18 protein-coding genes and 3 tRNA genes are annotated in these 21,620 nt (G+C 71.9%); 13 read left to right on the top strand and 8 right to left on the bottom strand.

Going from position 1 to position 21,620, the window contains the following annotated elements; genetic code table 11:
• The first annotated feature begins 102 nt into the window (after window positions 1–102).
• The 3 genes from ACFWRT_RS02825 (at window position 103) to ACFWRT_RS02815 (ending at window position 1,742) form a co-directional block, all read left to right on the top strand.
• Entirely contained in the window at window positions 103–711 is a 609-nt protein-coding gene (locus tag ACFWRT_RS02825; RefSeq protein ID WP_380952710.1) for an NADPH-dependent FMN reductase, read from the top strand.
• Between the two features lie 84 nt (window positions 712–795).
• A complete protein-coding gene (cutA, locus tag ACFWRT_RS02820; RefSeq protein ID WP_018511635.1) occupies window positions 796–1,137 on the top strand; it encodes a divalent-cation tolerance protein CutA in 342 nt (113 codons plus the stop codon).
• A complete protein-coding gene (locus ACFWRT_RS02815; RefSeq protein WP_380952711.1) occupies window positions 1,134–1,742 on the top strand; it encodes a gamma-glutamylcyclotransferase family protein in 609 nt (202 codons plus the stop codon). The genes cutA and ACFWRT_RS02815 overlap by 4 nt, the downstream gene beginning before the upstream one ends.
• Here the strand turns inward: ACFWRT_RS02815 and ACFWRT_RS02810 are convergent.
• Together ACFWRT_RS02810 and ACFWRT_RS02805 are read right to left on the bottom strand one after the other, a co-directional pair.
• Window positions 1,705–3,783, bottom strand: coding sequence for a molybdopterin oxidoreductase family protein (locus ACFWRT_RS02810; protein ID WP_380952712.1), 2,079 nt, complete (start codon window positions 3,781–3,783; stop codon window positions 1,705–1,707). The genes ACFWRT_RS02815 and ACFWRT_RS02810 overlap by 38 nt on opposite strands.
• Before the next feature lie 122 nt (window positions 3,784–3,905).
• Window positions 3,906–4,727 carry a SanA/YdcF family protein gene (locus tag ACFWRT_RS02805; RefSeq protein ID WP_380952713.1) on the bottom strand — a complete coding sequence of 274 codons (822 nt, stop codon included), beginning with the start codon at window positions 4,725–4,727 and terminating at the stop codon, window positions 3,906–3,908.
• Between the two features lie 369 nt (window positions 4,728–5,096).
• On the opposite strand from ACFWRT_RS02805, the gene ACFWRT_RS02800 reads away from it, so the two are divergent.
• The 7 genes from ACFWRT_RS02800 (at window position 5,097) to ACFWRT_RS02770 (ending at window position 13,810) form a co-directional block, all read left to right on the top strand.
• Complete coding sequence (locus ACFWRT_RS02800) at window positions 5,097–5,909, top strand: sirohydrochlorin chelatase (protein WP_380952714.1); 813 nt, start codon at window positions 5,097–5,099, stop codon at window positions 5,907–5,909.
• A gap of 53 nt (window positions 5,910–5,962) precedes the next feature.
• A complete protein-coding gene (locus ACFWRT_RS02795) occupies window positions 5,963–7,360 on the top strand; it encodes a deoxyguanosinetriphosphate triphosphohydrolase (protein ID WP_380952715.1) in 1,398 nt (465 codons plus the stop codon).
• A 136-nt stretch (window positions 7,361–7,496) separates the two neighbouring features.
• Window positions 7,497–8,756: an NAD(P)/FAD-dependent oxidoreductase gene (locus ACFWRT_RS02790; RefSeq protein WP_380952716.1), complete on the top strand. Its 1,260-nt coding sequence runs from the start codon at window positions 7,497–7,499 to the stop codon at window positions 8,754–8,756.
• A 119-nt stretch (window positions 8,757–8,875) separates the two neighbouring features.
• A complete protein-coding gene (locus ACFWRT_RS02785; protein WP_237325731.1) occupies window positions 8,876–9,484 on the top strand; it encodes a helix-turn-helix domain-containing protein in 609 nt (202 codons plus the stop codon).
• A 100-nt stretch (window positions 9,485–9,584) separates the two neighbouring features.
• Window positions 9,585–10,454, top strand: a complete 870-nt coding sequence (locus ACFWRT_RS02780; RefSeq protein ID WP_380952717.1) for a class I SAM-dependent methyltransferase — start codon at window positions 9,585–9,587, stop codon at window positions 10,452–10,454.
• A gap of 69 nt (window positions 10,455–10,523) precedes the next feature.
• Entirely contained in the window at window positions 10,524–12,464 is a 1,941-nt protein-coding gene (gene dnaG / locus ACFWRT_RS02775; RefSeq protein WP_380952718.1) for a DNA primase, read from the top strand.
• A gap of 149 nt (window positions 12,465–12,613) precedes the next feature.
• Entirely contained in the window at window positions 12,614–13,810 is a 1,197-nt protein-coding gene (locus ACFWRT_RS02770) for an RNA polymerase sigma factor (RefSeq protein ID WP_380952719.1), read from the top strand.
• An 18-nt stretch (window positions 13,811–13,828) separates the two neighbouring features.
• On the opposite strand, the gene ACFWRT_RS02765 is transcribed toward ACFWRT_RS02770, so the two are convergent.
• The 4 genes from ACFWRT_RS02765 to ACFWRT_RS02750 all read right to left on the bottom strand — a co-directional run bounded on the left by ACFWRT_RS02765 (window position 13,829) and on the right by ACFWRT_RS02750 (window position 19,437).
• A complete protein-coding gene (locus ACFWRT_RS02765; RefSeq protein ID WP_380952720.1) occupies window positions 13,829–15,757 on the bottom strand; it encodes an ABC transporter ATP-binding protein in 1,929 nt (642 codons plus the stop codon).
• The gene (locus ACFWRT_RS02760) at window positions 15,757–17,490 is read right to left on the bottom strand and encodes an ABC transporter ATP-binding protein (RefSeq protein ID WP_380952722.1); all 1,734 of its coding nucleotides are present in this window, start codon (window positions 17,488–17,490) and stop codon (window positions 15,757–15,759) included. Before ACFWRT_RS02760 ends, ACFWRT_RS02765 begins: the two co-directional genes overlap by 1 nt.
• 115 nt (window positions 17,491–17,605) lie before the next feature.
• On the bottom strand, window positions 17,606–19,051 hold the full coding sequence (locus tag ACFWRT_RS02755) for an FGGY family carbohydrate kinase (protein WP_380952723.1): 1,446 nt from the start codon (window positions 19,049–19,051) through the stop codon (window positions 17,606–17,608).
• Window positions 19,052–19,128: 77 nt separating this feature from the next.
• Window positions 19,129–19,437 (bottom strand): YtxH domain-containing protein, encoded by a 309-nt coding sequence (locus ACFWRT_RS02750; RefSeq protein WP_380952732.1) that lies wholly within the window; start codon window positions 19,435–19,437, stop codon window positions 19,129–19,131.
• Between the two features lie 182 nt (window positions 19,438–19,619).
• On the opposite strand from ACFWRT_RS02750, the gene ACFWRT_RS02745 reads away from it, so the two are divergent.
• The 3 genes from ACFWRT_RS02745 to ACFWRT_RS02735 all read left to right on the top strand — a co-directional run bounded on the left by ACFWRT_RS02745 (window position 19,620) and on the right by ACFWRT_RS02735 (window position 20,078).
• Window positions 19,620–19,692: transfer RNA gene (locus ACFWRT_RS02745), tRNA-Asn, on the top strand.
• Between the two features lie 5 nt (window positions 19,693–19,697).
• Window positions 19,698–19,770: transfer RNA gene (locus ACFWRT_RS02740), tRNA-Asn, on the top strand.
• 234 nt (window positions 19,771–20,004) lie between these two features.
• Window positions 20,005–20,078, top strand: a tRNA-Ile gene (locus ACFWRT_RS02735).
• 134 nt (window positions 20,079–20,212) lie between these two features.
• Here the strand turns inward: ACFWRT_RS02735 and ACFWRT_RS02730 are convergent.
• A complete protein-coding gene (locus ACFWRT_RS02730) occupies window positions 20,213–21,355 on the bottom strand; it encodes a glycine amidinotransferase (protein ID WP_380952725.1) in 1,143 nt (380 codons plus the stop codon).
• A gap of 45 nt (window positions 21,356–21,400) precedes the next feature.
• Complete coding sequence (locus ACFWRT_RS02725; protein ID WP_031126055.1) at window positions 21,401–21,610, bottom strand: MbtH family protein; 210 nt, start codon at window positions 21,608–21,610, stop codon at window positions 21,401–21,403.
• Window positions 21,611–21,620 lie beyond the last annotated feature (10 nt).

The following is a 21,620-nucleotide window of genomic DNA, read 5'->3' as shown; positions in this document are numbered from 1 at the left end:
CCGTCCGGGCGCCACTGGCCTCCGGGGCCGCATCGGGGCCGGATGCTCCCGCACGGGCATCGGCTTGACCTCAACCATGGTTGAGGCTGAAGGCTCGACGCCATGGACACCACATCCGCACCCACGATGTCCCCCGCCCCCCTCAAGGTCGCCGTCATCCTCGGCAGCAACCGCGAAGGCCGCTTCGGGCCGGTCATCGCCGACTGGTTCCTCGGCCGGGCCGCCCGCTACGACGGCATCGAGACCGAGCTCATCGATGTCGTCACCGCCCGGCTCCCCACCGCGCTCTCCTTCAGCCCCACCCCCGAGGAGGCCGCCCGGGTCGAGGCGGTCTCGGCCCGGCTGGCGGCGGCCGACGCGTTCGTCGTGCTCACGCCCGAGTACAACCACTCCTTCCCCGCCCCACTGAAGAACCTCATCGACTGGCACCGCGCCGAATGGCAGGCCAAACCCGTCGCCTTCGTCAGTTACGGCGGCAGGTCCGGCGGGCTGCGGGCCGTCGAGCAGCTCCGCCAGGTCTTCGTCGAGATGCACGCGGTCTCCGTCCGCGACACCGTCTCCTTCCACAACGCGGGCGCTCTCTTCGACGACGCGGGGAACCACCGGGACCCGGCGGACGTCGACGCGGCGGCCAAGGCGCTCCTGGACCAGTTGGTCTGGTGGGGCGACGCCCTGCGCGAGGCGCGAAACCGGCATCCGTACAGCGCCTGATCCCCTCCGGGCCGACAATCGGTGCACGGGCGGGAGCACCCCGCCGTCCGGGCAGAAGCCCGCCGTACTCCGAGGAGACCGACGATGACAGCGCCGCCGGCATGGCTGACCGTACTGACCACGACCGACAGCGAGGAGAAGGCCCACGAGCTGGCGCAGGGCGCGGTGGAGGCCCGGCTGGCGGCCTGCGCGCAGATCTCCGCGCCCGTCACCTCGGTCTACCGGTGGCAGAACGCCATCGAGTCGTCCGAGGAGTGGCAGGTGCTGTTCAAGACGGCGGCCGGGCGCTACGAGGAGCTGGAGGAGTACCTCCAGGAGGCGCACGACTACGACACCCCCGAGATCATCGCCATCCCGGTGATCCGGGGCAGCGCCCGTTACCTCGGCTGGGTCACGGCGGAGACGGCTCCCGCAGCCGCTCTGTGACGGCGGCCATGAGCACCCTGGATCCCGGCTCCCCGCCCACCGACGAGCTGCCGTTCTTCGTGTACGGGACGCTGCTCCCCGGCGAACCCAACCACGACCTGTTCCTCCGGGGCCGTACGTCGGGGGAGCGGGCGGCCGTCCTGCCCCGGGCCCTGCTGTACGACGGGCCCGGCTACCCGTACGCCATCGACGGCCACGGCCGCGTCCACGGCACCCTGCTCACCGCCGCGCCCGGGGTGTACGGGGAGCTGCTCGGGCTCCTGGACCATCTGGAGGAGTACCTCGGGCCCGGCCACCCGCGCAATCTGTACGAGCGGGTCGTCCGCGAGGTCGAGCTGCCGGGGGAGGGCGAAACAGGTCAGGAGCCCTCCGGGACGCGCGAGGGTCAGGAGCTCTCCGGGCCCCGCCAGGGTCAGGAGCCTTCCGGGTCCCGCGAGGGTCAGGAGCCTTCCGGGACGCGCGAGGGTCAGGAGCCTCAGGCGACCCGTGCCTGGGTCTACCTCGCCGCGGCCGCCGTCACCCGCTCCCTCCGGACCAGCGGCAGCGTCATCGCCGAGGGGCGGTGGGTCACCGGGCGGCCTCCAGGCGGACCGCGCACACCTTGAACTCCGGCATCCGCGAGACCGGGTCGAGCGCCGGGTTGGTCAGCGTGTTGGCCCGGCCCTCACCCGGCCAGTGGAACGGCATGAACACCGTGTCCGCCCGGATCGCCCCGGTGATCCGGGCCGCCGCCACCGCCCGCCCGCGCCGGGACGTCACCGCGACGGGCTCGCCCTCGGCCACCCCGATCCGCTCCGCCAGGCGCGGGTGCAGTTCCACGAAGGGGCCGGGGGCCGCCGCGTTCAGCTCGTCCACCCGGCGGGTCTGGGCCCCCGACTGGTACTGCGCCACCACCCGTCCCGTCGTCAGCACCACCGGGTACTCCGGGTCCGTCTCCTCGGCCGCCACCCGGTGCACCACCGGCACGAACACGGCCCGCCCGTCCTCCGTCGCGAACCGGTCCAGGAAGAGCCGCGGCGTCCCCGGGTGGTCCGCGTCGGGGCACGGCCAGAACACGCCGTCCTCCGCCGCGATCCGCTCGTACGTGATGCCCGCGTAGTCCGCCGCACCGCCCGCCGACGCCCGCCGCAACTCCTCGAACACCTCGGCCGGGTCGGCTGGGAACCCCTTGCCGTGGCCCAGCAGCCCGGCCAACGCGTGCAGCACCTCCAGGTCGCTGCGCACCCCCTCCGGCGGGTCGAGCGCCCGCCGCCGCAGCACCACCCGGCCCTCCAGGTTGGTGGTGGTCCCGCTCTCCTCCGCCCACTGCGTCACCGGCAGCACCACGTCCGCCAGCGCCGCCGTCTCGGAGAGGACGACATCCGCGACCGCCAGGAAGTCCAGGGAGCCCAGGCGGCGTTCGACGTGCGAGGCGTGCGGGGCGGAGACCACCGGGTTGGAGCCCATCACCAGCAGCGCCCGCACGTCCCGGCCCAGCGCGTCCAGCAGCTCGTACGCGCTCCGCCCCGGCCCCGGCAGGCTGTCCGGATCCACGCCCCAGACCTCCGCGACCCGGCGGCGGGCGGCCGGGTCGGTCAGCTTGCGGTAGCCGGGCAACTGGTCGGCCTTCTGGCCGTGCTCCCGGCCGCCCTGCCCGTTGCCCTGTCCGGTCAGGCACCCGTACCCGGACAGCGGCCGCCCTGCCCGCCCGGTGGCCAGGCAGAAGTTGATCCACGCGCCCACCGTGTCCGTCCCCTTGGCCTGCTGCTCCGGCCCCCGTGCGGTCAGCACCATCCCGCTCTCCGCCCCGCAGAACAGCTCCACCGCCTCCCGCAGCCGCGCCACCGGAACCCCGCAGATCCGCTCCACCAGCTCCGGCCAGTGCGCCATCGCCCCGGCCCGCGCCTCCTCCCACCCGCGTGTACGGCTCCGTACGAACTCCTCGTCCACCCGGCTCCCCGCCACCACCAGGTGCAACATCCCGAGCGCCAGGGCCAGATCGGTGCCGGGGCGGGGCGCCAGATGCAGGTCCGCCTGCTCGGCGGTGCGGGTGCGGCGCGGGTCGATGACGATCAGCCGGCCCCCGTTCGCCCTCAGTTCGGTGAGATACCGCAGGGCGGGCGGCATCGTCTCGGCGAGGTTCGACCCGACGAGGATCACGCACCCCGTCCGCGGGATGTCCTCCAGCGGGAACGGCAGCCCCCGGTCGAGCCCGAACGCCCGCTGGTGGGCGGCGGCCGCCGACGACATGCAGAACCGGCCGTTGTAGTCGATCTGCGAGGTCCCGAGCACCACCCGGGCGAACTTCCCGAGCGCGTACGCCTTCTCGTTGGTCAGCCCGCCCCCGCCGAACACCCCCACCGCGTCCGCCCCGTGCGCCGCCCGCACCCCGCCGAGCCCTTCGGCGATCCGCCCCAGCGCCTCGTCCCAGCCCGCCTCCTCCAGCTCACCGCCGGGCCGCCTCCGTACCAGCGGTGAGGTCAGCCGGACCCCCCGGCGCAGCACGGCGGGCGCACTCCGTCCCTTGCCGCACAACGCACCCCGGTTGACCGGGAACCCGGTGCGTTCCACCACCTCGGCCACCTCCGGGCCCGCCACCGGGCGCAGGATCATGCCGCACTGGAGGGCGCAGTACGGGCAGTGGGTGGGCGTCTCGGTACCGGTCATGGGGCCCAGCCTGCGAGAGCGGTATTACGGGGACGGGGGCACCCGGTTACGCCGCCGGAACGCCCGCCTCAGCCCGCCGCCCACCCCTCTGTGAGGTCCCCCCAGCGTCGGCCCCCCCCACGTCACGGCGTCGCCGACGCCAGCGCCTCCGTCACGCCCGCCTCCTGAGGCCCGAGGAAGCGCGGGTCGGGGCGGAACAGGGCGTCCAGAGCCGCCTTGCCCGACGCGGCCAGCTCCCGGGTGCCGCCGTAGTACCACGTCGCGTCCCGGGGCTCGTCGACCGCGACCCCGTACGCGTCGATCCCGGCGGAACGGCACAGGGTCGTCGCCCGGTGGATGTGGAAGCCCTGGCTCACCAGCACCGCCCGGTCGACCCCGAATATCTTCTTGGCCCGCACGCACGAGTCCCAGCTGTCGAACCCGGCGTAGTCGCTGACGATCCGGCCGTCCGGCACCCCGCGCTCGGTCAGATACGTGCGCATCGCGTCCGGCTCGTCGTACTCCACCCGGCTGTTGTCCCCGGTGACCAGGACGACCTTCACCTTGCCGGTGCGGAACAGCTCGGCCGCCGCGTCCAGGCGGTGGGCCAGATACGGGGTCGGCCGGCCCTTCCAGAGCCCGGCGCCGAACACCATGGCGACCTCCCGGACCGGGGCGTCCGCCGTGGTCCCCACCCGTGCGTCGGAGCCCATCCGCATCCAGGTCGCGGGCAGCAGCGCCAGCACGCAGAGGGCCATCAGCCCCTGCACGGCGAGCCGCCGTCCCCGGCGGGAGCGGGGCAGCCGGAGCGCGGAGAGCCGGGGCAGCCGCAGCCATGGTCTGTGCCTCTTCGCACCGCCCTCCGACGCCCGCCGCACCTCCGACGCCGGCCGCACTTCCGACGCCGGCGTATCCCGCTCCTCCGACGCCGCCCGCGCCCCCGGCGTATCCCGCGCGCCTCGCATTCCCCGCGTCCCCCGCATCCCTCGCACGAGAGCCCCCCCCTCATCGTCCGTACCGTCGTTCGGTCCCACTCCACCTGACGAGCGAAAGACCCGAAAGGTTCGCCGACCGGCAGAAAGGGGTGCAGGCCCCCGCCCCGCACACCGGCCACCACCCCACCGTGAGGGGGCGGAAAACCCCCGTGACCCTCACGCAACGGCCCGGCAACCTCCGCCCGGCACGATCGGGTCCATCACCACCCGGCCCAGCCCAGGCCACCACGCCGGCCGACCACCCAGCCCAGCCCAGCGTCCGGCCCGACCCCCAACCACCCCCCACCCCGACCCCCAACCACCCCCCACCCCGCCTCCCGGAACGGAACCCGCAGGCCCATGCACCGCACCCGCCCCCTCGCCGTGCCCCGGCCCCCCGCCGCACCCCGGCCGCCCACCGGCGCGTCCGCCCCGCCCACCCTCCTCGCCGTCGCCCACGGCAGCCGCGACCCGCAGGCCCTGCGGACCGTCCTCGCGCTCCTGGACCGGGTCCGCGACCTGCGCCCCGGCCTCGACGTCCGCCTCGGCCACATCGAGCTGAACCAGCCACTCCTCCCGGACACCCTGGACGCCCTGCGCGGGGCCGACGCCGTCCTCGTACCGCTGCTCCTCGGGCGCGGCCACCACGTCAAGCACGACCTGCCCGCCGCCGCGGCCGCCGCCCCCTCCGTACGCACCCGGATCGCCGCCCCCCTCGGGCCGCACCCCCTGCTGGTGGAGGCGCTGTACGGGCGGCTCGTGGAGGCGGGCTGGGACCCCGCCGACCAGGGGAGCCGCCGCGCCGCCGTGGTCCTCGCCGCCGCCGGGTCCCGCGACCCCGACTCGGCCCAGGACACCCGGCGTACGGCCCGGATGCTGGCCGAGCGGCTCGGCGGGGTGCCCGTCGTCCCGGCGTACGCCTCCGCCGCCACCCCCACCGTTCCCGCCGCGCTGCGCGCGCTGGCCGCCCGGGGCCGGCACCGTACCTTCGTCGCCTCGTACTTCACCGCGCCCGGCCGTTTCGCGAGCGCCGCCGCGAGTGCCGCCCCCCGCACCGCCGCCGTTCCGCTCGGCGCCCACCCCGCGATGGCCCGCCTCCTCCTCCACCGCTACGACCAGGCACTGTCGGCGACCGCACCCTCCGAGATGGTGAGCTTGCTCGCTTCCGCCTGACTCCCCGGCCCGCTCACGACACGTTGTCCGTCCCGGTCGCTACTGTCGGGACCATGGACGGCACACAGGGCGCACGCGGGGCAGATCAGACACACGGCACGCCAGTCACACAGGGCACACCTGCCGCACCAGCCACACCAGCCACACCAGCCCCCCACAGTGAGCGGGTCACCGGGAGCGGCTACGGGCCCGCCGACACCGAGCGCTTCGACACCGAGCAGGACAAGCGCCCCGGCCGCACCGCCTTCCAGCGCGACCGGGCCCGGGTGCTGCACTCCGCCGCGCTGCGCCGGCTCGCCGGGAAGACCCAGGTGGTCACGCCCGGCACGCGCTCCCTCGTCTGGGACGCCAGCCCCCGCACCCGGCTCACCCACTCCCTGGAGTGCGCGCAGGTCGGCCGCGAGCTGGGCGCGGTCCTCGGCTGCGACCCGGACCTCGTGGAGACGGCCTGCCTCTCCCACGACATGGGCCACCCGCCGTTCGGGCACAACGGCGAGCAGGCGCTCAACGACTTCGCCTCCGACTGCGGCGGTTTCGAGGGCAACGCCCAGTCGCTGCGGCTGCTGACCCGCCTGGAGCCCAAGCGGTTCGTCCACGACCCGCGCACCGGCGAGCTGGTCAGCGTCGGCCTCAACCTGACCCGGGCCGCCCTGGACGCCGCCACCAAGTACCCCTGGCCGCGCGGCGCGCACCCCACCGACCCGCACTCGGTGAAGTTCGGGGTGTACGCGGACGACCTGCCGGTCTTCGAGTGGGCCCGGAAGGGCGCACCCGAGGGCCGTACCTGCTTCGAGGCCCAGGTGATGGACTGGTCCGACGACGTGGCCTACTCGGTGCACGACTTCGAGGACGGGCTGCACGCCGGGCACATCGACCCCAACTGCCTCTACGCCGAGCCGGAGCGCGAGGAGATCTTCGCCGTCGCCATCGGCCGGTACGTCCCCGCCGACACCGACCCGCAGGAGCTGGCGGAGGCGCTGGACCGGCTGATCGACCAGGAGTGGTGGCCGCACGGGTACGACGGCTCCGCCGTGGCCCAGGCCCGCCTGAAGGACGCCACCAGCCAGCTCATCGGCCGGTTCTGCACCGAGGCCGAGACCGCCACCCGCGAGCTCTACGGCCCCGGCCGCCTGACCCGGTACGGAGCGGAGCTCGTCGTTCCGCGTACGGTCCGCAACGAGTGCGCGGTCCTCAAGGCGGTCGCCGACCGTTACGTGATGCAGCGCGCCGAGCAGGAGACCCTCCGCGCCGACCAGCGCATCGTCATCGCCGAGCTGGCCGCCGCGCTCACCGCCCGCGCCCCCGAGGGCCTGGAGCCGCACTTCCGGGCCCTGTTCGACCAGGCGCCCGACGACCACACCCGTAAGCGCGTCCTCGTCGACCAGATCGCGGCCCTGACCGACGCCTCCGCACGATCCCTGCACGCCGCGCTCACCGCCCGCCGTGACTGAGAGGCAGACTGGAGAAGACCGGAGAAATGACCACTGGGTGTGACCTGTCCGGGGCACACCCTCTTTCGCCATCACGCTGCGTGCGGGACGCTCGCAGCCGGGGGCGCCGCGCAGCACAGCACTGAGGAGGCATCAAGTGGTCGACGCACATCGGACGTTCGTCATCGTCGGAGCGGGACTCGCAGGGGCGAAGGCGGCCGAAACGCTCCGCGCGGAAGGGTTCACCGGCCGGGTGATCCTCATCGGGGACGAGCGCGACCACCCCTATGAGCGGCCGCCGCTCTCCAAGGGTTACCTCGGCGGCAAGGAGGAACGCGACAGCGTCTTCGTGCACGAGCGCCCCTGGTACGCGGGCGCCGACGTCGAACTGCACCTCGGCCAGCCCGTCACGGTCCTCGACCGGTACGCGAAGACCGTGCAGCTCGGCGACAACACCGTCATCCACTACGACAAGCTGCTGCTCGCCACCGGCTCCGAACCGCGCCGCCTCGACGTCCCCGGCACCGACCTGGCGGGCGTCCACCACCTGCGCCGCCTCGCCCACGCCGACCGGCTGCGCAACGTGCTGGCCGCCCTCGGCCGCGACAACGGCCACCTGGTGATCGCCGGGGGCGGCTGGATCGGCCTGGAGGTCGCCGCCGCCGCCCGGGGGTACGGGGCCGAGGTCACCGTCGTCGAGTCGGAGCCCACCCCGCTGCACCAGGTCATCGGCCCCGAGCTGGGCCAGATCTTCACCGAGCTGCACAGCTCGCACGGCGTCCGCTTCCACTTCGGCGCCCGCCTCATCGAGATCACCGGCCAGGACGGCATGGTGCTGGCCGCCCGCACCGACGACGGCGAGGAGCACCCCGCCCACGACGTGCTCGCCGCGATCGGCGCCGCCCCCCGCTCCGCCCTCGCCGAGGCCGCCGGCCTGGAGATGGCCGAGCGGGCGCACGGCGGCGGCATCGCCGTGGACGCCTCGCTGCGCACCTCCGACCCGCACATCTACGCCGCCGGGGACGTCGCCGCCGTCGCCCACCCGCTGCTCGGCGTCCGGCTGCGCGTCGAGCACTGGGCCAACGCCCTCAACAGCGGACCGGCCGCCGCCCGCTCCATGCTCGGCCAGGACGTGACGTACGACCGGGTGCCGTACTTCTTCTCCGACCAGTACGACCTGGGCCTCGAATACTCCGGTTGGGCGCCGCCCGGCAGTTACGACGAGGTGATCATCCGGGGCGACGCGGGGAAGCGGGAGTTCATCGCGTTCTGGCTCAAGGACCGCCGCGTCCTGGCCGGGATGAACGTCAACGTGTGGGATGTGACGGAGACGATCCAGGAGCTGATCCGGGCCGGTCAGCAGCACGACCCGGAGGCCCTGGCCGACCCGTCGGTGGACCTGACGTCCCTGCTCTGACGACCGCCCGGGGCGCGGAGCAGGCCGCCCGGGGTGGGGGGCAGGCCGCCCGGGGTGCGACGCAGGCCGCCCGCGCCCCGGGAAGCGTCCCCTTGCGACCCGGGCATACGGTGTTGCGCATGGAGCACGGCACCGACGAGCTGGACAGCCTCGTACGCAAACGTATCCGCGCCCTGCGGGTGGCGCAGGGCTGGTCCCTGGAGGAGCTGGCCGGCCGGGCGAACCTCAGCCAGTCCTCGCTCAGCCGCATCGAGAACGGGCAGCGCCGCCTCGCCCTGGACCAGCTCGTCACGCTCGCCCGGGCCCTGGACACCACCCTCGACCAACTGGTGGAGACCGCGTCCGACGACGTCATCATCAGCCCGATGATCGACGGCGCCCACGGGCTGATGCGCTGGCCCGTGAAGAGCGACCCCGGTATGACCGTCGTACGGCAGCGGATGACCGAGCCGCCCCCGGACAACCCGGCCCGGATGCGCGCGCACCCCGGCCACGAGTGGCTGGTCGTCCTCTCCGGCACCGCGGTCCTCATGCTGGGCCACCGCCGCTTCCGGGTGGAGACCAACCAGGCCGCCGAGTTCCCCACGATGCTGCCGCACGCGATCGGCGCCGAGGGCGGCCCGTGCGAGATCCTCGGCATCTTCGACCGCGACGCCCGCCGCGGCCACCTGCGCGACACCCGGCGCACCGGGAACGACTGCGCACCGGACCTGCCGCACACGACGTAAGGGCGTACGTCGTTGCGCGCCCGGCACAGGAGGCGGTCACCTTCTTGCCAATACCGGGAGAGATCGTGCGGCTGAGGCATGGTCGCCCTACGGTGGCCGCATGACCCACGCACACACCCACACGCACAGCCACCCCCACTCCCACTCCCAGTCCCACGACAGCCACGGCGAGGCGGAGATCCTCGACCTCGACGCCCAGGTCCTCGCCGACCACCTCACCGGCCTCACCGGATGGCTCCCCGTCCAGGCGCCGCCCCGCCGGATCGTCGACCTGGGCTGCGGCACGGGAACGGGCACCTTCGCCCTCCTCGACCGCTTCCCCGAGGCGCACCTCACCGCCGTCGACACCTCGGCCGCCCACCTCCAGCGCCTCCGCGAGAAGGCGTGCGCCCGGGGTGCGGAGGGGCGCGTACGGACCGTGCAGGCCGACCTCGACGCCCCCGACTGGCCCGACCTCGGCACCCCGGACCTGGTGTGGGCGTCGGCCTCGATGCACCACATGGCCGACCCGGACTGGGCTCTGCGCACCGTCCACGACCTGCTGGCCCCCGGCGGACTGTTCGCCGTGGTGGAGCTCTCCGGCTTCCCCCGCTTCCTTCCCGCGAACGCCCCCGAGGACCGCCCCGGCCTGGAGGAGCGCTGCCACGAGGCGAGCGACCGCTTCCACGCCGAACACGTGCCGCACCGCGGCGCCGACTGGGGCCCGAAGCTGACCGGGGCCGGATTCACCGTCGAGGACGAGCGCATCATTACGGTGGACCTCGACGGCTCCCGCAGCGAGGCCGTCGGCGCCTACGCCCTCGGCAGCCTCCGCCGCCTGCGCCACAGCGTGGCCGAGGCGCTCGCGCCCGAGGACCTGGCCGCGCTCGACCGGCTGCTCGACACCGAGGGCCCCGGCTCGATCCTGCGCCGTGACGACCTCGCCGTACGTACCGAACGCACCGTCTGGGCCGCCCGCCGGACCGGCTGACCACGCGCTCCGGCCGGGGCGGAGCCCTGCGGGGGTCGGGTTGTCGTCGCCCACCCGTAGACTTCATCCGTGGCTGGCAGGATCAACGACGACGACGTGAAGGCGGTACGGGACGCGGTCCCGATCGACTCCGTCGTGTCCGAGTACCTCCAGTTGCGCAGCGCGGGCGGCGGAAACCTCAAGGGACTCTGCCCCTTCCACGACGAGAAGTCCCCCTCCTTCCAGGTCAGCCCCGGCAAGGGCCTGTTCCACTGCTTCGGCTGCCAGGAGGGCGGCGACACCATCGCGTTCGTGATGAAGATCGACCACCTCTCCTTCTCGGAGACGGTCGAGCGCCTCGCCGCCAAGGCGGGCATCACCCTGCGGTACGAGGAGGGCGGCTACAACCCCTCCCACCAGCGCGGCGAACGCATCCGGCTGATCGAGGCCCACCAGGCCGCCGCCGACTTCTACGTCCGCGCGCTGGAGAGCCCCGAGGCCGAGATCGGCCGGAAGTTCCTCGCCGAGCGCGGCTTCGACCAGGACGCCGCGACCCACTTCCGCGTCGGCTACAGCCCGGCCGGCTGGGACCACCTCACCCGCTATCTGCGCGGCAAGGGCTTCAGCGACAAGGAGCTGATCACCTCCGGCCTCTCCCAGGACGGCCGCCGCGGCCCCATCGACCGCTTCCGCGGCCGGCTGATGTGGCCGATCAGCGACACCGCGGGCGACATCGTCGGCTTCGGCGCCCGCAAGCTCCGCGACGACGACAACGGCCCGAAGTACCTGAACACCCCCGAGACCCCGATCTACAAGAAGTCCCAGGTGCTGTACGGGATCGACCTGGCCAAGAAGGACATCGCCAAGGCCAGCCGGGCCGTCGTCGTCGAGGGGTACACCGACGTCATGGCCTGTCACCTCGCCGGGGTCACCACCGCCATCGCCACCTGCGGCACCGCCTTCGGCAACGACCACATCAAGATCCTGCGCCGCCTCCTGATGGACAACGGCAGCGCCCGCGTGATCTTCACCTTCGACGGCGACGCGGCCGGTCAGAAGGCCGCGCTGCGTGCCTTCGAGGACGACCAGAAGTTCGCCGCCGAGACGTACATCGCCATCGCCCCGGACGGCATGGACCCGTGCGACCTGCGGCTCGCCAAGGGCGACGACTCCGTACGCGACCTGGTCGAGCCGCGCACCCCGCTCTTCGAGTTCGCGCTGCGCCAGATCGTCGGCCGGTACGACCTGGAGACCCCGGCGGGCCGCGCGTCCGCGCTCGACGAGGCCGCCGCCGTCGTCGCCAAGATCAAGACCAGCAGTGTTCAGCGCGAGGTGGCGGTCCAGCTCGCCGGGTTCGTCGGCATCCTCGACCAGGAGTTCGTGGTCCACCGCGTCGCCCAGCTCGCCCGCTGGGCCCGTGACCGCGGCGAGAAGGGCGGCAGGGGCGGCGGTCCCCAGGACCGGCGCGGCGGCGCACCCCAGCAGCCCGCCCAGCCCGCCCAGGGCGTCCAGGGCGTCCAGGCCCCCACCGTTCCCTCCGGCCCCGCGCTCAACCTCCGCAGCCCCGCCCACCGCACCGAGCGCGAGTTGCTCAAGCTCGCCCTCCAGAAGCCCGCCCTGGTCTCCCCGGCCTTCGACGCGTACGGCGCGGACGAGTTCACCGCCCCGCCCTACGCGGCGGTACGCCAGTGCATCGAGGAGGCGGGCGGCGCCGAGCGGGGCCTCGGCGACGACCGCGAGTATCTGGTCGCCGTCATGGACGCGGCCCCCAACAACACCGTGCGCTCCCTCGTCACCGAGCTGGCCGTCGAGGTCTTCATGGGCCGGACGATCGACGAGACGTACGCCGGGATGCAGCTCGTCCACGTCCGGCTGCGCGCCGTCGACCGCCGTATCGACGAGGTGCAGGGCAGCCTCGCCCGCCTCGGCAGCAACGTGGCCCCCGAGGATCTGGCGGCCGCGCAGAACGAGGTCTGGGTCCTCCAGCAGTACGCGCAGTCCCTTCGGGCGCGGGGCGCCGACGCGCTCTGAGCGCGTAACCAATACCGCCGGGAGCAGTAACCGGCCGGTGACCGAACGGAATCAGAAAGTCCCCGCACGCCCCTCGTGGCAACCCTGTGCCGTGCCTCACACTGGGGCTCCCAGCGTCATCCGGCAGCGATCACTGGGAGGTCGCCCCCGTGCAGACCCGGACCGTGTCGACCACGACCGAGCACATGTCGGCGATTCCCGTGCAGAACCGGGCCGTCCACCACCCGGAGAACGATTCGGAGAACCGCCCGGAGGGTCTCCCGGAGAACAGCCCGAAGGATCTCCCGGAGGATCTCCCGGAGAACGCCCCGGGAGCCGCGGCCCGCCCGCCCGCGAGGCCACCCGAGGTGGTCATGAGCGCAGCCGAGGCCGTCATGGAGGAAGCGGAGCACGCCCCCGAACCCCGCGAGGCGCGGAGCCGGACGGACAGCGGCGGCCCCACCTCCGACCTCTTCCGGCAGTATCTGCGCGAGATCGGCCGCATCCCGCTGCTCACCGCCGCCGACGAGGTCGAGCTGGCCCGCCGCGTGGAGGCCGGACTCTTCGCCGAGGAGCGCCTCACCAACACCCCGGACCTGGACTCCCGGCTCGCCGGCGACCTGGACCGGCTCGTGGTCCTGGGCCGCACCGCCAAGCGCCGGCTCATCGAGGCCAACCTCCGCCTGGTCGTCTCCGTCGCCAAGCGGTACGTGGGCCGGGGCCTCACCATGCTCGACCTGGTCCAGGAGGGGAACCTCGGCCTGATCCGGGCGGTGGAGAAGTTCGACTACGCCCGGGGCTACAAGTTCTCGACCTACGCGACCTGGTGGATCCGCCAGGCCATGTCCCGCGCCCTGGCCGACCAGGCCCGCACCATCCGCGTCCCCGTCCACGTCGTGGAGCTGATCAACCGCGTGGTCCGCGTCCAGCGCCGGATGCTCCAGGAGCGTGGGTACGAGCCCACCGCCGAGGAGGTCGCCGCCCAGCTCGACCTGACCCCGGAGCGGGTCACCGAAGTCCTGCGCCTGGCCCAGGAGCCCGTCTCCCTGCACGCCCCCGTCGGCGAGGAGGACGACGTCTCCTTCGGCGACCTCATCGAGGACGGCGACGCCGCCTCACCCGTGGAGACCGCCGCCTTCCTCCTCCTGCGCGAGCACCTGGAGGCCGTCCTCTCCACCCTCGGCGAGCGCGAACGCAAGGTCGTCCAGCTCCGTTACGGCCTGGACGACGGGCGGCCCCGCACCCTGGAGGAGATAGGACGGATCTTCGGCGTGACGCGCGAACGCATCCGCCAGATCGAGTCCAAGACCCTCAGCAGGCTGCGGGACCACGCCTTCGCCGACCAACTCCGCGGCTACCTCGACTGATCCACCAGAACCGGCGGCTCAGTCCACCTCCGCCAGCGCCTCCGCGAACTGAGCGGCGTACAACCGGGCATACGCACCGCCCGCCGCCAGCAGCTCCTCATGCGTGCCCTGTTCCACGATCGACCCGCTCTCCATCACCAGGATCACGTCCGCGTCCCGGATGGTCGAGAGCCGGTGCGCGATCACGAACGACGTACGCCCATGGGCCAGGCGCGCCATCGCCTTCTGGATCAGCACCTCGGTCCGGGTGTCCACCGAGCTGGTCGCCTCGTCCAGGACCAGGATCACCGGGTCGGAGAGGAACGCCCGGGCGATGGTGATCAGTTGCTTCTCGCCCGCGCTGACCCCGGACCCCTCGTCGTCGATCACCGAGTCGTACCCGTCGGGCAGCGTCCGGACGAAGCGATCGGCGTGCGCCGCCCGGGCCGCCTCCTCGATCTCTTCCCGGCTGACCTCGCGCGCAGCGCCGTACGCGATGTTCTCGGCGATCGAACCGCCGAACAGCCAGGTGTCCTGGAGCACCATGCCGATCCGCGACCGCAGATCGTCCCGGGACATCTTCGCCACGTCGACCCCGTCGAGCGCGATCCGCCCGCCGGTCACCTCGTAGAACCGCATCAGCAGGTTGACCAGCGTGGTCTTGCCCGCCCCCGTCGGACCGACGATCGCGACCGTCTGCCCCGGCTCCACGCTCAGCGACAGATCCTCGATGAGCGGCTTGTCCGCCTCGTAGCGGAAGGACACCTTCTCCAGCGAGACCCGCCCGGTCAGCTCCTTCGGAAGCTCACCGCGCTCCGGGTCCGGACCCTGCTCCTCCGCGTCCAGCAGCTCGAAGACCCGCTCGGCCGAGGCGATCCCGGACTGCACCAGGTTGGCCATCGAGGCGACCTGCGTCAGCGGCATCGAGAACTGCCGCGAGTACTGGATGAACGCCTGCACGTCACCGATCGACAGCGTGCCCGAGGCGACCCGCAGACCACCGACCACGGCCACCAGCACATAGTTGATGTTCGAGATGAAGAACATCAGCGGCTGCATCAGCCCGCTGGCGAACTGCGCCTTGAACCCGGCCTCGTACAGCGCGTCGTTCTGCTCGGCGAAGTCCCGCGCCGACTCCTCCTGCCGCCCGAACACCTTCACCAGGGTGTGCCCGGTGTACATCTCCTCGATATGGGCGTTGAGCTTCCCCGTCACCCGCCACTGCTGCACGAACTGCGGCTGCGACCGCTTGCCGACCTGCGTCGCCACGACCACCGACAGCGGGATCGTCACCAGCGCGACCAGCGCCAGCAGCGGCGAGATCCAGACCATCATGATCAGTACGCCGACGATGGTCAGCAGAGAGTTGATGAGCTGCCCCATCGTCTGCTGGAGCGTCTGCGAGATGTTGTCGATGTCGTTGGTCGCCCGGCTGAGCACCTCACCGCGCTTGGCCCGGTCGAAGTACGACAGCGGCAGCCGCGCCAGCTTCGTCTGGAGGTCCTCCCGCAGTTGGAAGACGATCCGGTTGATCACCCGGATCGACAGCCGCGTGGCGACCAGCATCAGCGCCCCGGCGGCGACGTAGATCACCAGCACCGCCAGCAGCACACCGCCCACCGCACCGAAGTCGATGCCCTGCCCCGGGGTGAAGTCCACGCCCCTGAGCATGTCGGCCATCGATCCGCTGCCCTCCGCGCGCAGCCCCTCGATCGCCTCCGCCTTCGTCGTGCCCGCCCGCATCTGCCGGCCGACCACCCCGGCGAAGATCAGGTCGGTCGCCTTCCCGAGGATCTTCGGCCCGGCCACCGACAGCGCCACGCTGGCCGTCACCGCGCCCAGCATCAGCCACAGCGAGGCCTTCTCCCGGCCGAACCGTCTCAGCAGCCGCTTGCTCGACCCCGTGAAATCCATCGATCGCTCGGTGGGCGCGCCCCCGGCCATCATCCGTCCGCCCGGACCGGCCATTACGCGGCCTCCGCTTCCGTCAGCTGGGAGAGCACGATCTCCCGGTACGTTTCATTGCCGTCCATCAGCTCGTGATGGCTGCCGCTGCCCACGACCCGCCCCTCGTCCAGCACCAGGATCCGGTCGGCGTCGCGGATGGTGGAGACGCGCTGCGCCACGATCACCACGGTCGCCCCGGCCGTCTCGCGCGCCAGCGCGTCCCGCAGCGCGGCGTCGGTCGCGTAGTCCAGCGCCGAGAACGAGTCGTCGAAGAGATAGATCTCCGGCCGCTGCACCAGCGTCCGGGCGATCGCGAGCCGCTGCCGCTGACCGCCCGACACATTGGTGCCGCCCTGCGCGATCGGCGCGTCGAGCCCGTGCTCAAGCCCCTCCACGAACCCCTTGGCCTGCGCCACCTCCAGCGCGTGCCACAGCTCCTCGTCCGTGGCCTCCGGATTCCCGTACCGCAGGTTCGTCGCGACCGTCCCCGAGAAGAGGTACGGCTTCTGCGGCACCAGGCTCACCGTCTTCGCCAGCAGCACCGGATCGAGCGTCCGCACGTCCTCGCCGTCGACCAGCACCTCGCCGTCCGTCACATCGAACAGCCGGGGTACGAGAGAGAGCAGCGTGGACTTCCCGCTGCCGGTCGACCCGATGATCGCCGTGGTCTCCCCGGGCCGGGCCACCAGATCCACGGCCCGCAGCACCGGCTCCTCGGCACCCGGATACCGGAACTCCGCACCCCGCACCTCCAGATGCCCGTGCCGGCGCAGCTCGGTGACGGGAGAGACGGGCGGCACGACGCTCGACTCGGTGTCCAGCACCTCCGCGATGCGCTCGGCGCACACCTCGGCGCGCGGCACCATCATGAACATGAAGGTGGCCATCATCACGGCCATCACGATCTGCATCAGATAGGCGAGGAACGCGGTCAGCGCCCCGATCTGCATCCCGCCGCTGTCGATGCGGTGCGCGCCGAACCACACCACCGCGACGGACGACAGGTTGACCACCGTCATCACGGTCGGGAACATCAGTGCCATCAGCCGCCCGGTCGCCACCGACACACCGGTCAGCTCGGTGTTGGCCCCCCGGAACCGCTCCTCCTCGTAACGGTCACGGACGAACGCCCGGATCACCCGGTTACCGGTGATCTGCTCGCGCAGCACCCGGTTCACGGCGTCCAGCCGCTCCTGCATCGTCCGGAACAGCGGCCGCATCTTCGCCACGATGACGCTCACCGAGATCCCGAGCACCGGCACCACCGCCAGCAGCACGGCCGAGAGCGGGACGTCCTGGCCGAGCGCCATGTTGATGCCGCCGACACACATGATCGGCGCCGACACCATCAGCGTGAACGCCATCAGCACCAGCATCTGGACCTGCTGGACGTCGTTGGTGGTCCGGGTGATCAGCGAGGGCGCCCCGAACCGCCCCAGCTCCCGGGCCGAGAACGACTGCACCCGGTCGAAGACCGCCGCCCGCACGTCCCGCCCCAGCGCCGACGCGGTCCGGGCCCCGTAGAAGACGGCCCCCACATTGCAGAGCACCTGGAGCACGCTGACGGCGATCATCAGGCCGCCGAACTCCAGGATGTAGCCGGTATCGCCCTTGACGACACCGTTGTCGATGATGTCGGCGTTGAGGCTGGGCAGATACAGGGTGGCGCAGGTCTGGAGCAGTTGGAGGAAGACCAGCAGCGCGATGGGTTTCTTGTACGGGCCCAGGTGGGCGCGCAGGAGTTTTATGAGCACACGTGTCTCTCGGAGTCGGCGGAGGAAAGAGGCCGACCAAGTTTCGCGTACGCCGTACTCCAGCGGCGAACCCTTTTCCCCAAACTCCGGTCAAGGCTGGAGCGGGTCCCGCCTCTTACTGGCCGCCACCGAAAGCGCCGGGATGGATCTGATCCCGAGTCGCCCCGTACTGCTGGCGCACCGCCCGCCCCACCGCGAGCTCCTCGCCCGGTTCCAGCACCTGGGCGGCGGCGCCCTGCCAGGCCGGGGGAGTGCGCGGGTCGAGGGTGCCCTGCGAGACCCCGAGCGCCCACGCCGCCTGCCGGGCCGCGCCGAGCGCCGCGTACTGGGCGGGCTGCGGTACGACGACCTGCGTGCCGAACACCGCCGGAGCCAGCGCCTGTACGGCGGGCAGCTCGGCGGCCGCGCCCAGCAGGAACACGCGCCGCACCTCCACCCCCCGCCCGCGCAGCACGTCCAAGGCGTCGGCCAGCGAGCAGAGCATCCCCTCGAACGCGGCCCGCGCCAGGTGCTCCGGCTTCATCGACTCACGCCGCAGCCCGCTGAGGGTGCCGGCGGTGTGCGGGAGCTGCGGGGTGCGCTCGCCTTCCAGGTACGGCAGCAGTACGAGCCCGGAGGCGCCGGGCGTGGACTTCAGGGCGAGGGCCGACAGCTCCTCCAGCCCGTCCAGGCCGAGCATCTCGGTGGTCCCGCGCAACGCGCGTACGGCATTGGACACATGCACCACCGGCAGGTGCATCCCGGTGGCGTCGGCGAAGGAGGTGATCATCCCGCGTGGGTCGGCGAGCGCCTCGTGGTGCACCGCCATCACGGACCCGGAGGCCCCCAGCGACACCACCGCGTCGCCCACCGCGACCCCGAGCCCGAAGGCCGCGGCCATGGTCTCGCCGGTCCCCGCGGAGATCAGGAGCCCCTCGGGCGTGGTCCCGGCGGACTCGGCGGGGCCGAGCACCTCGGGCAGGGCGGCGGGGTGCCCGAGCGCGAGCTCCACCAGGTCGGGCCGGTAGGCGGCGGACCCGGCCGACCAGTAACCGGTCCCCGAGGCGGCACCCCGGTCCGTGGTCCGCCGGGCGGGCCGCCCCAGCAACTGCCACACGAGCCAGTCGTGCGGCTGCATCACGGCGGCGACCCGCTGCGCGTTCTCCGGCTCGGTCCGGGCCAGCCACCGCAGCTTCGCCACGGGCTGCGCGGCCTGCGGTACGGCCCCGACCGCCTCGGCCCAGGCCTGCCGGCCCCCGAGCGCGTCGACGAGATCGGCCGCGGCGACCTGCGCCCGCCGGTCGTTGCCGAGGAGCGCGGGACGCACGAGGTTGCCCTGCCGGTCCAGCGGTACGAGCCCGTGCTGCTGGGCGGAGACACCGATGGCCTGCACCCCTTCGAGCAGCCCGCCGGAGGCCGCCTCACCGAGGGAGAGCAGCCAGGCCTGCGGATCGACCTCGGTGGCCTTGGCCTCGACCGGGTGGGCGGCGTACCCCTCCCGGAGCACGGCGCCCGAGTCCGTGTCGCAGACGACGATGTGAGTGAAGGCGGAAGAACTGTCCAGCCCCGCGACTATGCCCATACGAAGATTCTGCCGCACCGCGGGACTTTCCCGTAACAGCCGCCTCACGTGACAAGGCCTACGTGAGGCTCAGCCCCTCAGGTGTTGGTCGTCCCCCAGTCGTCCTCGGCGCCGCCGTTCTGGCTGCTGCGCTCCTTCAGCGACCGGACACGCTCGGCGACGGAGGCGGGCACCCTGTCCCCGACCTTGTCGCTGACCGAGTGGTACGCCTTGCCGGCGATGTCCCGGCCGCTGTGCGCGGCACTCTCGGCGGCGTTGCGCACGGCGGGGTTCTCCGTGAACTGCCGGGCCGACTTCTTCAACTGCTCGTAACGCTCGCGCCCGGCTCGCGTGCCGAGCACGTAACCGAGGGCCACTCCGGCGATGAACGTGAGCCGGTACCGCATGGCTGCCACCCTTCCTACGCTTGGTGCGACGTGTGCAGCCCGCCTACCCGCGAGCACCCGAGATCACCCCGGGCGATACCGATTGGCGGAGCACCCCCCTGCTTGCGCTAATGTATGTGTCGCAGCGAACGCGCGCCGCCCGGCAGCCGCCAGGCAGGTACGATTTCGAAGCAACGCAGCAATCCCCTGTAGCTCAATTGGCAGAGCAGCCGGCTGTTAACCGGCAGGTTACTGGTTCGAGTCCAGTCGGGGGAGCGCGATCCCCTGTAGCTCAATTGGCAGAGCATTCGGCTGTTAACCGGAGGGTTACTGGTTCGAGTCCAGTCGGGGGAGCCGAACGGAAGAGGACCCTTCGGGGTCCTCTTTCGCGTGCCTCGCCGATGCCGTCCGGGGCCGCCTGTGGAGCCCCCGCGTGACTCTTTCGGGTCACTTCGATCTTCTCTGCAACCGGGCAGCACGCAGCGCCGTCCTCAAGATCAGGCGAAGTCGACCATCCGAAGCGAGAGATCGTATGACCGGCTATGCTGCGGCAGACGGTGCGCACACTTGTACGCGCCACGCCGAGACGGGGCGGTAGCTCAGCCGGTTAGAGCAGCGGACTCATAATCCGTCGGCCGTGGGTTCGAGTCCCACCCGCCCCACCGAGTGTCCCCAGGCAGAATCGTTCTTGCCTGGGGATACGTGTTTCCCGGGACGGTCTGTGGGGCGTGCACGCCGACGGCCCCGGCCAGGGGCCGGGGCCGTCACTGCTGCTTCGGAAAAGCTGTTGGAGCGGTCAGAACAGCGGCTCGTACCGGAGGGAGGGGAAGTAGTCCTGCTTGTCGCCGTCACGGTGGATGTCCCACGTGGCGCAGTGGAGGGAGCCGCCGTACTCGAAGACGTTGCGGAACGGAATCGGGAAGACCTCGAAACCGTGCGAGGAGAGAAGGTCCTGGAGGGGCTTCTCCTGCTCCTCGCAGATGACCTTGGTCGGCGAGATGCTCAGCACGTTCATCGAGAGCCACTTCGACGACTGGCAGTACATCGGCATCTCGTCGTTGCTCAGGACCGGCTGGGGCACATCGACCAGTTGCCAGTCGTTGTCGAGGAACATCTTCTCCTCGCCCTCGCGCAGCGGCCGTTCCGGATTGGTGAGGATCAGGCCGGGGCGCAGCGGTACGAAGGTGCAGTCGATGTGGGACGGGAAGAAGTCCAGCGGGAAGTGCACGGGGTGGACGCGGAAGCCGCGGGGTTCCAGGTGGCGCTTGAGCCAGTGGATGCCGGCCCGGTTGGTGGTCATCGACTCCTGGACCAGGATGTCGCGGCCCAGCCGGCTCATGTCGGCGGCGTCGAAGATCACCTCGTCCTGGGTGACGCAGAACTCGAACGAGTGCATCTTCGCGTGGCGCTCCTCCAGCGGCCACTCCCAGAAGTCCTCGCGGTACATGCCGTCCTTCATCGACGGCTTGGGCGCGGTCGTCCATCCCACCCGCGGGTCGGCGTTCCAGTACTCGTAGACCAGCTTCCGGTAGGGCTGGTACTCGAAGTAACGGGCGCGGCGCGACATGGTCGCCTCGATGATCTCGTTGCCCATGGTGATCATCACGTCGCGCGGGCAGACGGCGCAGTACTGGTTCTCGACCTCGAAGTCGGGGGTGGTGACCGGGGCGGAGAAGTCGTGCGTCTCGGGGCGGCGTACGGTCACGCCCTGGGATTCCAGGAGCCGGGCGAGACCGGTGAGTTCCTCATTGGCCAGATCTATGGCCTCCTTGGACTTCGGGCCCGTCGGGAACGGCTGGTCGGGAGCGTTGCGTATCGCGGGCCGGCTGCCTGGTTCAGCTGGTTCGAAGCAGGCGTTGTCGGCGGAGCCGACCACCATTTCCCGGAGGGTGTCCCACTCGTTCCACGAGTTGACGACGGGGGGGAAGTTGTTGGGCATGTGCGGTTACCTGTCTCTGCCGGAGCGTTCGATGAGGGAAGCGGGTCAGGCCGCGTCGGTCGCGGCGAGCGAGGCGGGCCGGAGGTCGGTCCAGTTCTCCTCGATGTAGTCGAGGCAGGTCTGCCGGGTGCTGTCCGACACCACCGCGCTCCAGCCGGCCGGGACCTCGACGAACGCCGGCCACAGGGAGTGCTGACCCTCGTCGTTGACGAGCACGTGGAAGACGCCGTCTTCGTTGTCGAAGGGGTTTGTCATGGTTTCAGTC

It is taken from the genome of Streptomyces cyaneofuscatus, assembly GCF_042718795.1.
Lineage (GTDB): Bacteria > Actinomycetota > Actinomycetes > Streptomycetales > Streptomycetaceae > Streptomyces > Streptomyces cyaneofuscatus_A.
This window is presented reverse-complemented; position numbering and strand designations above follow the sequence as displayed.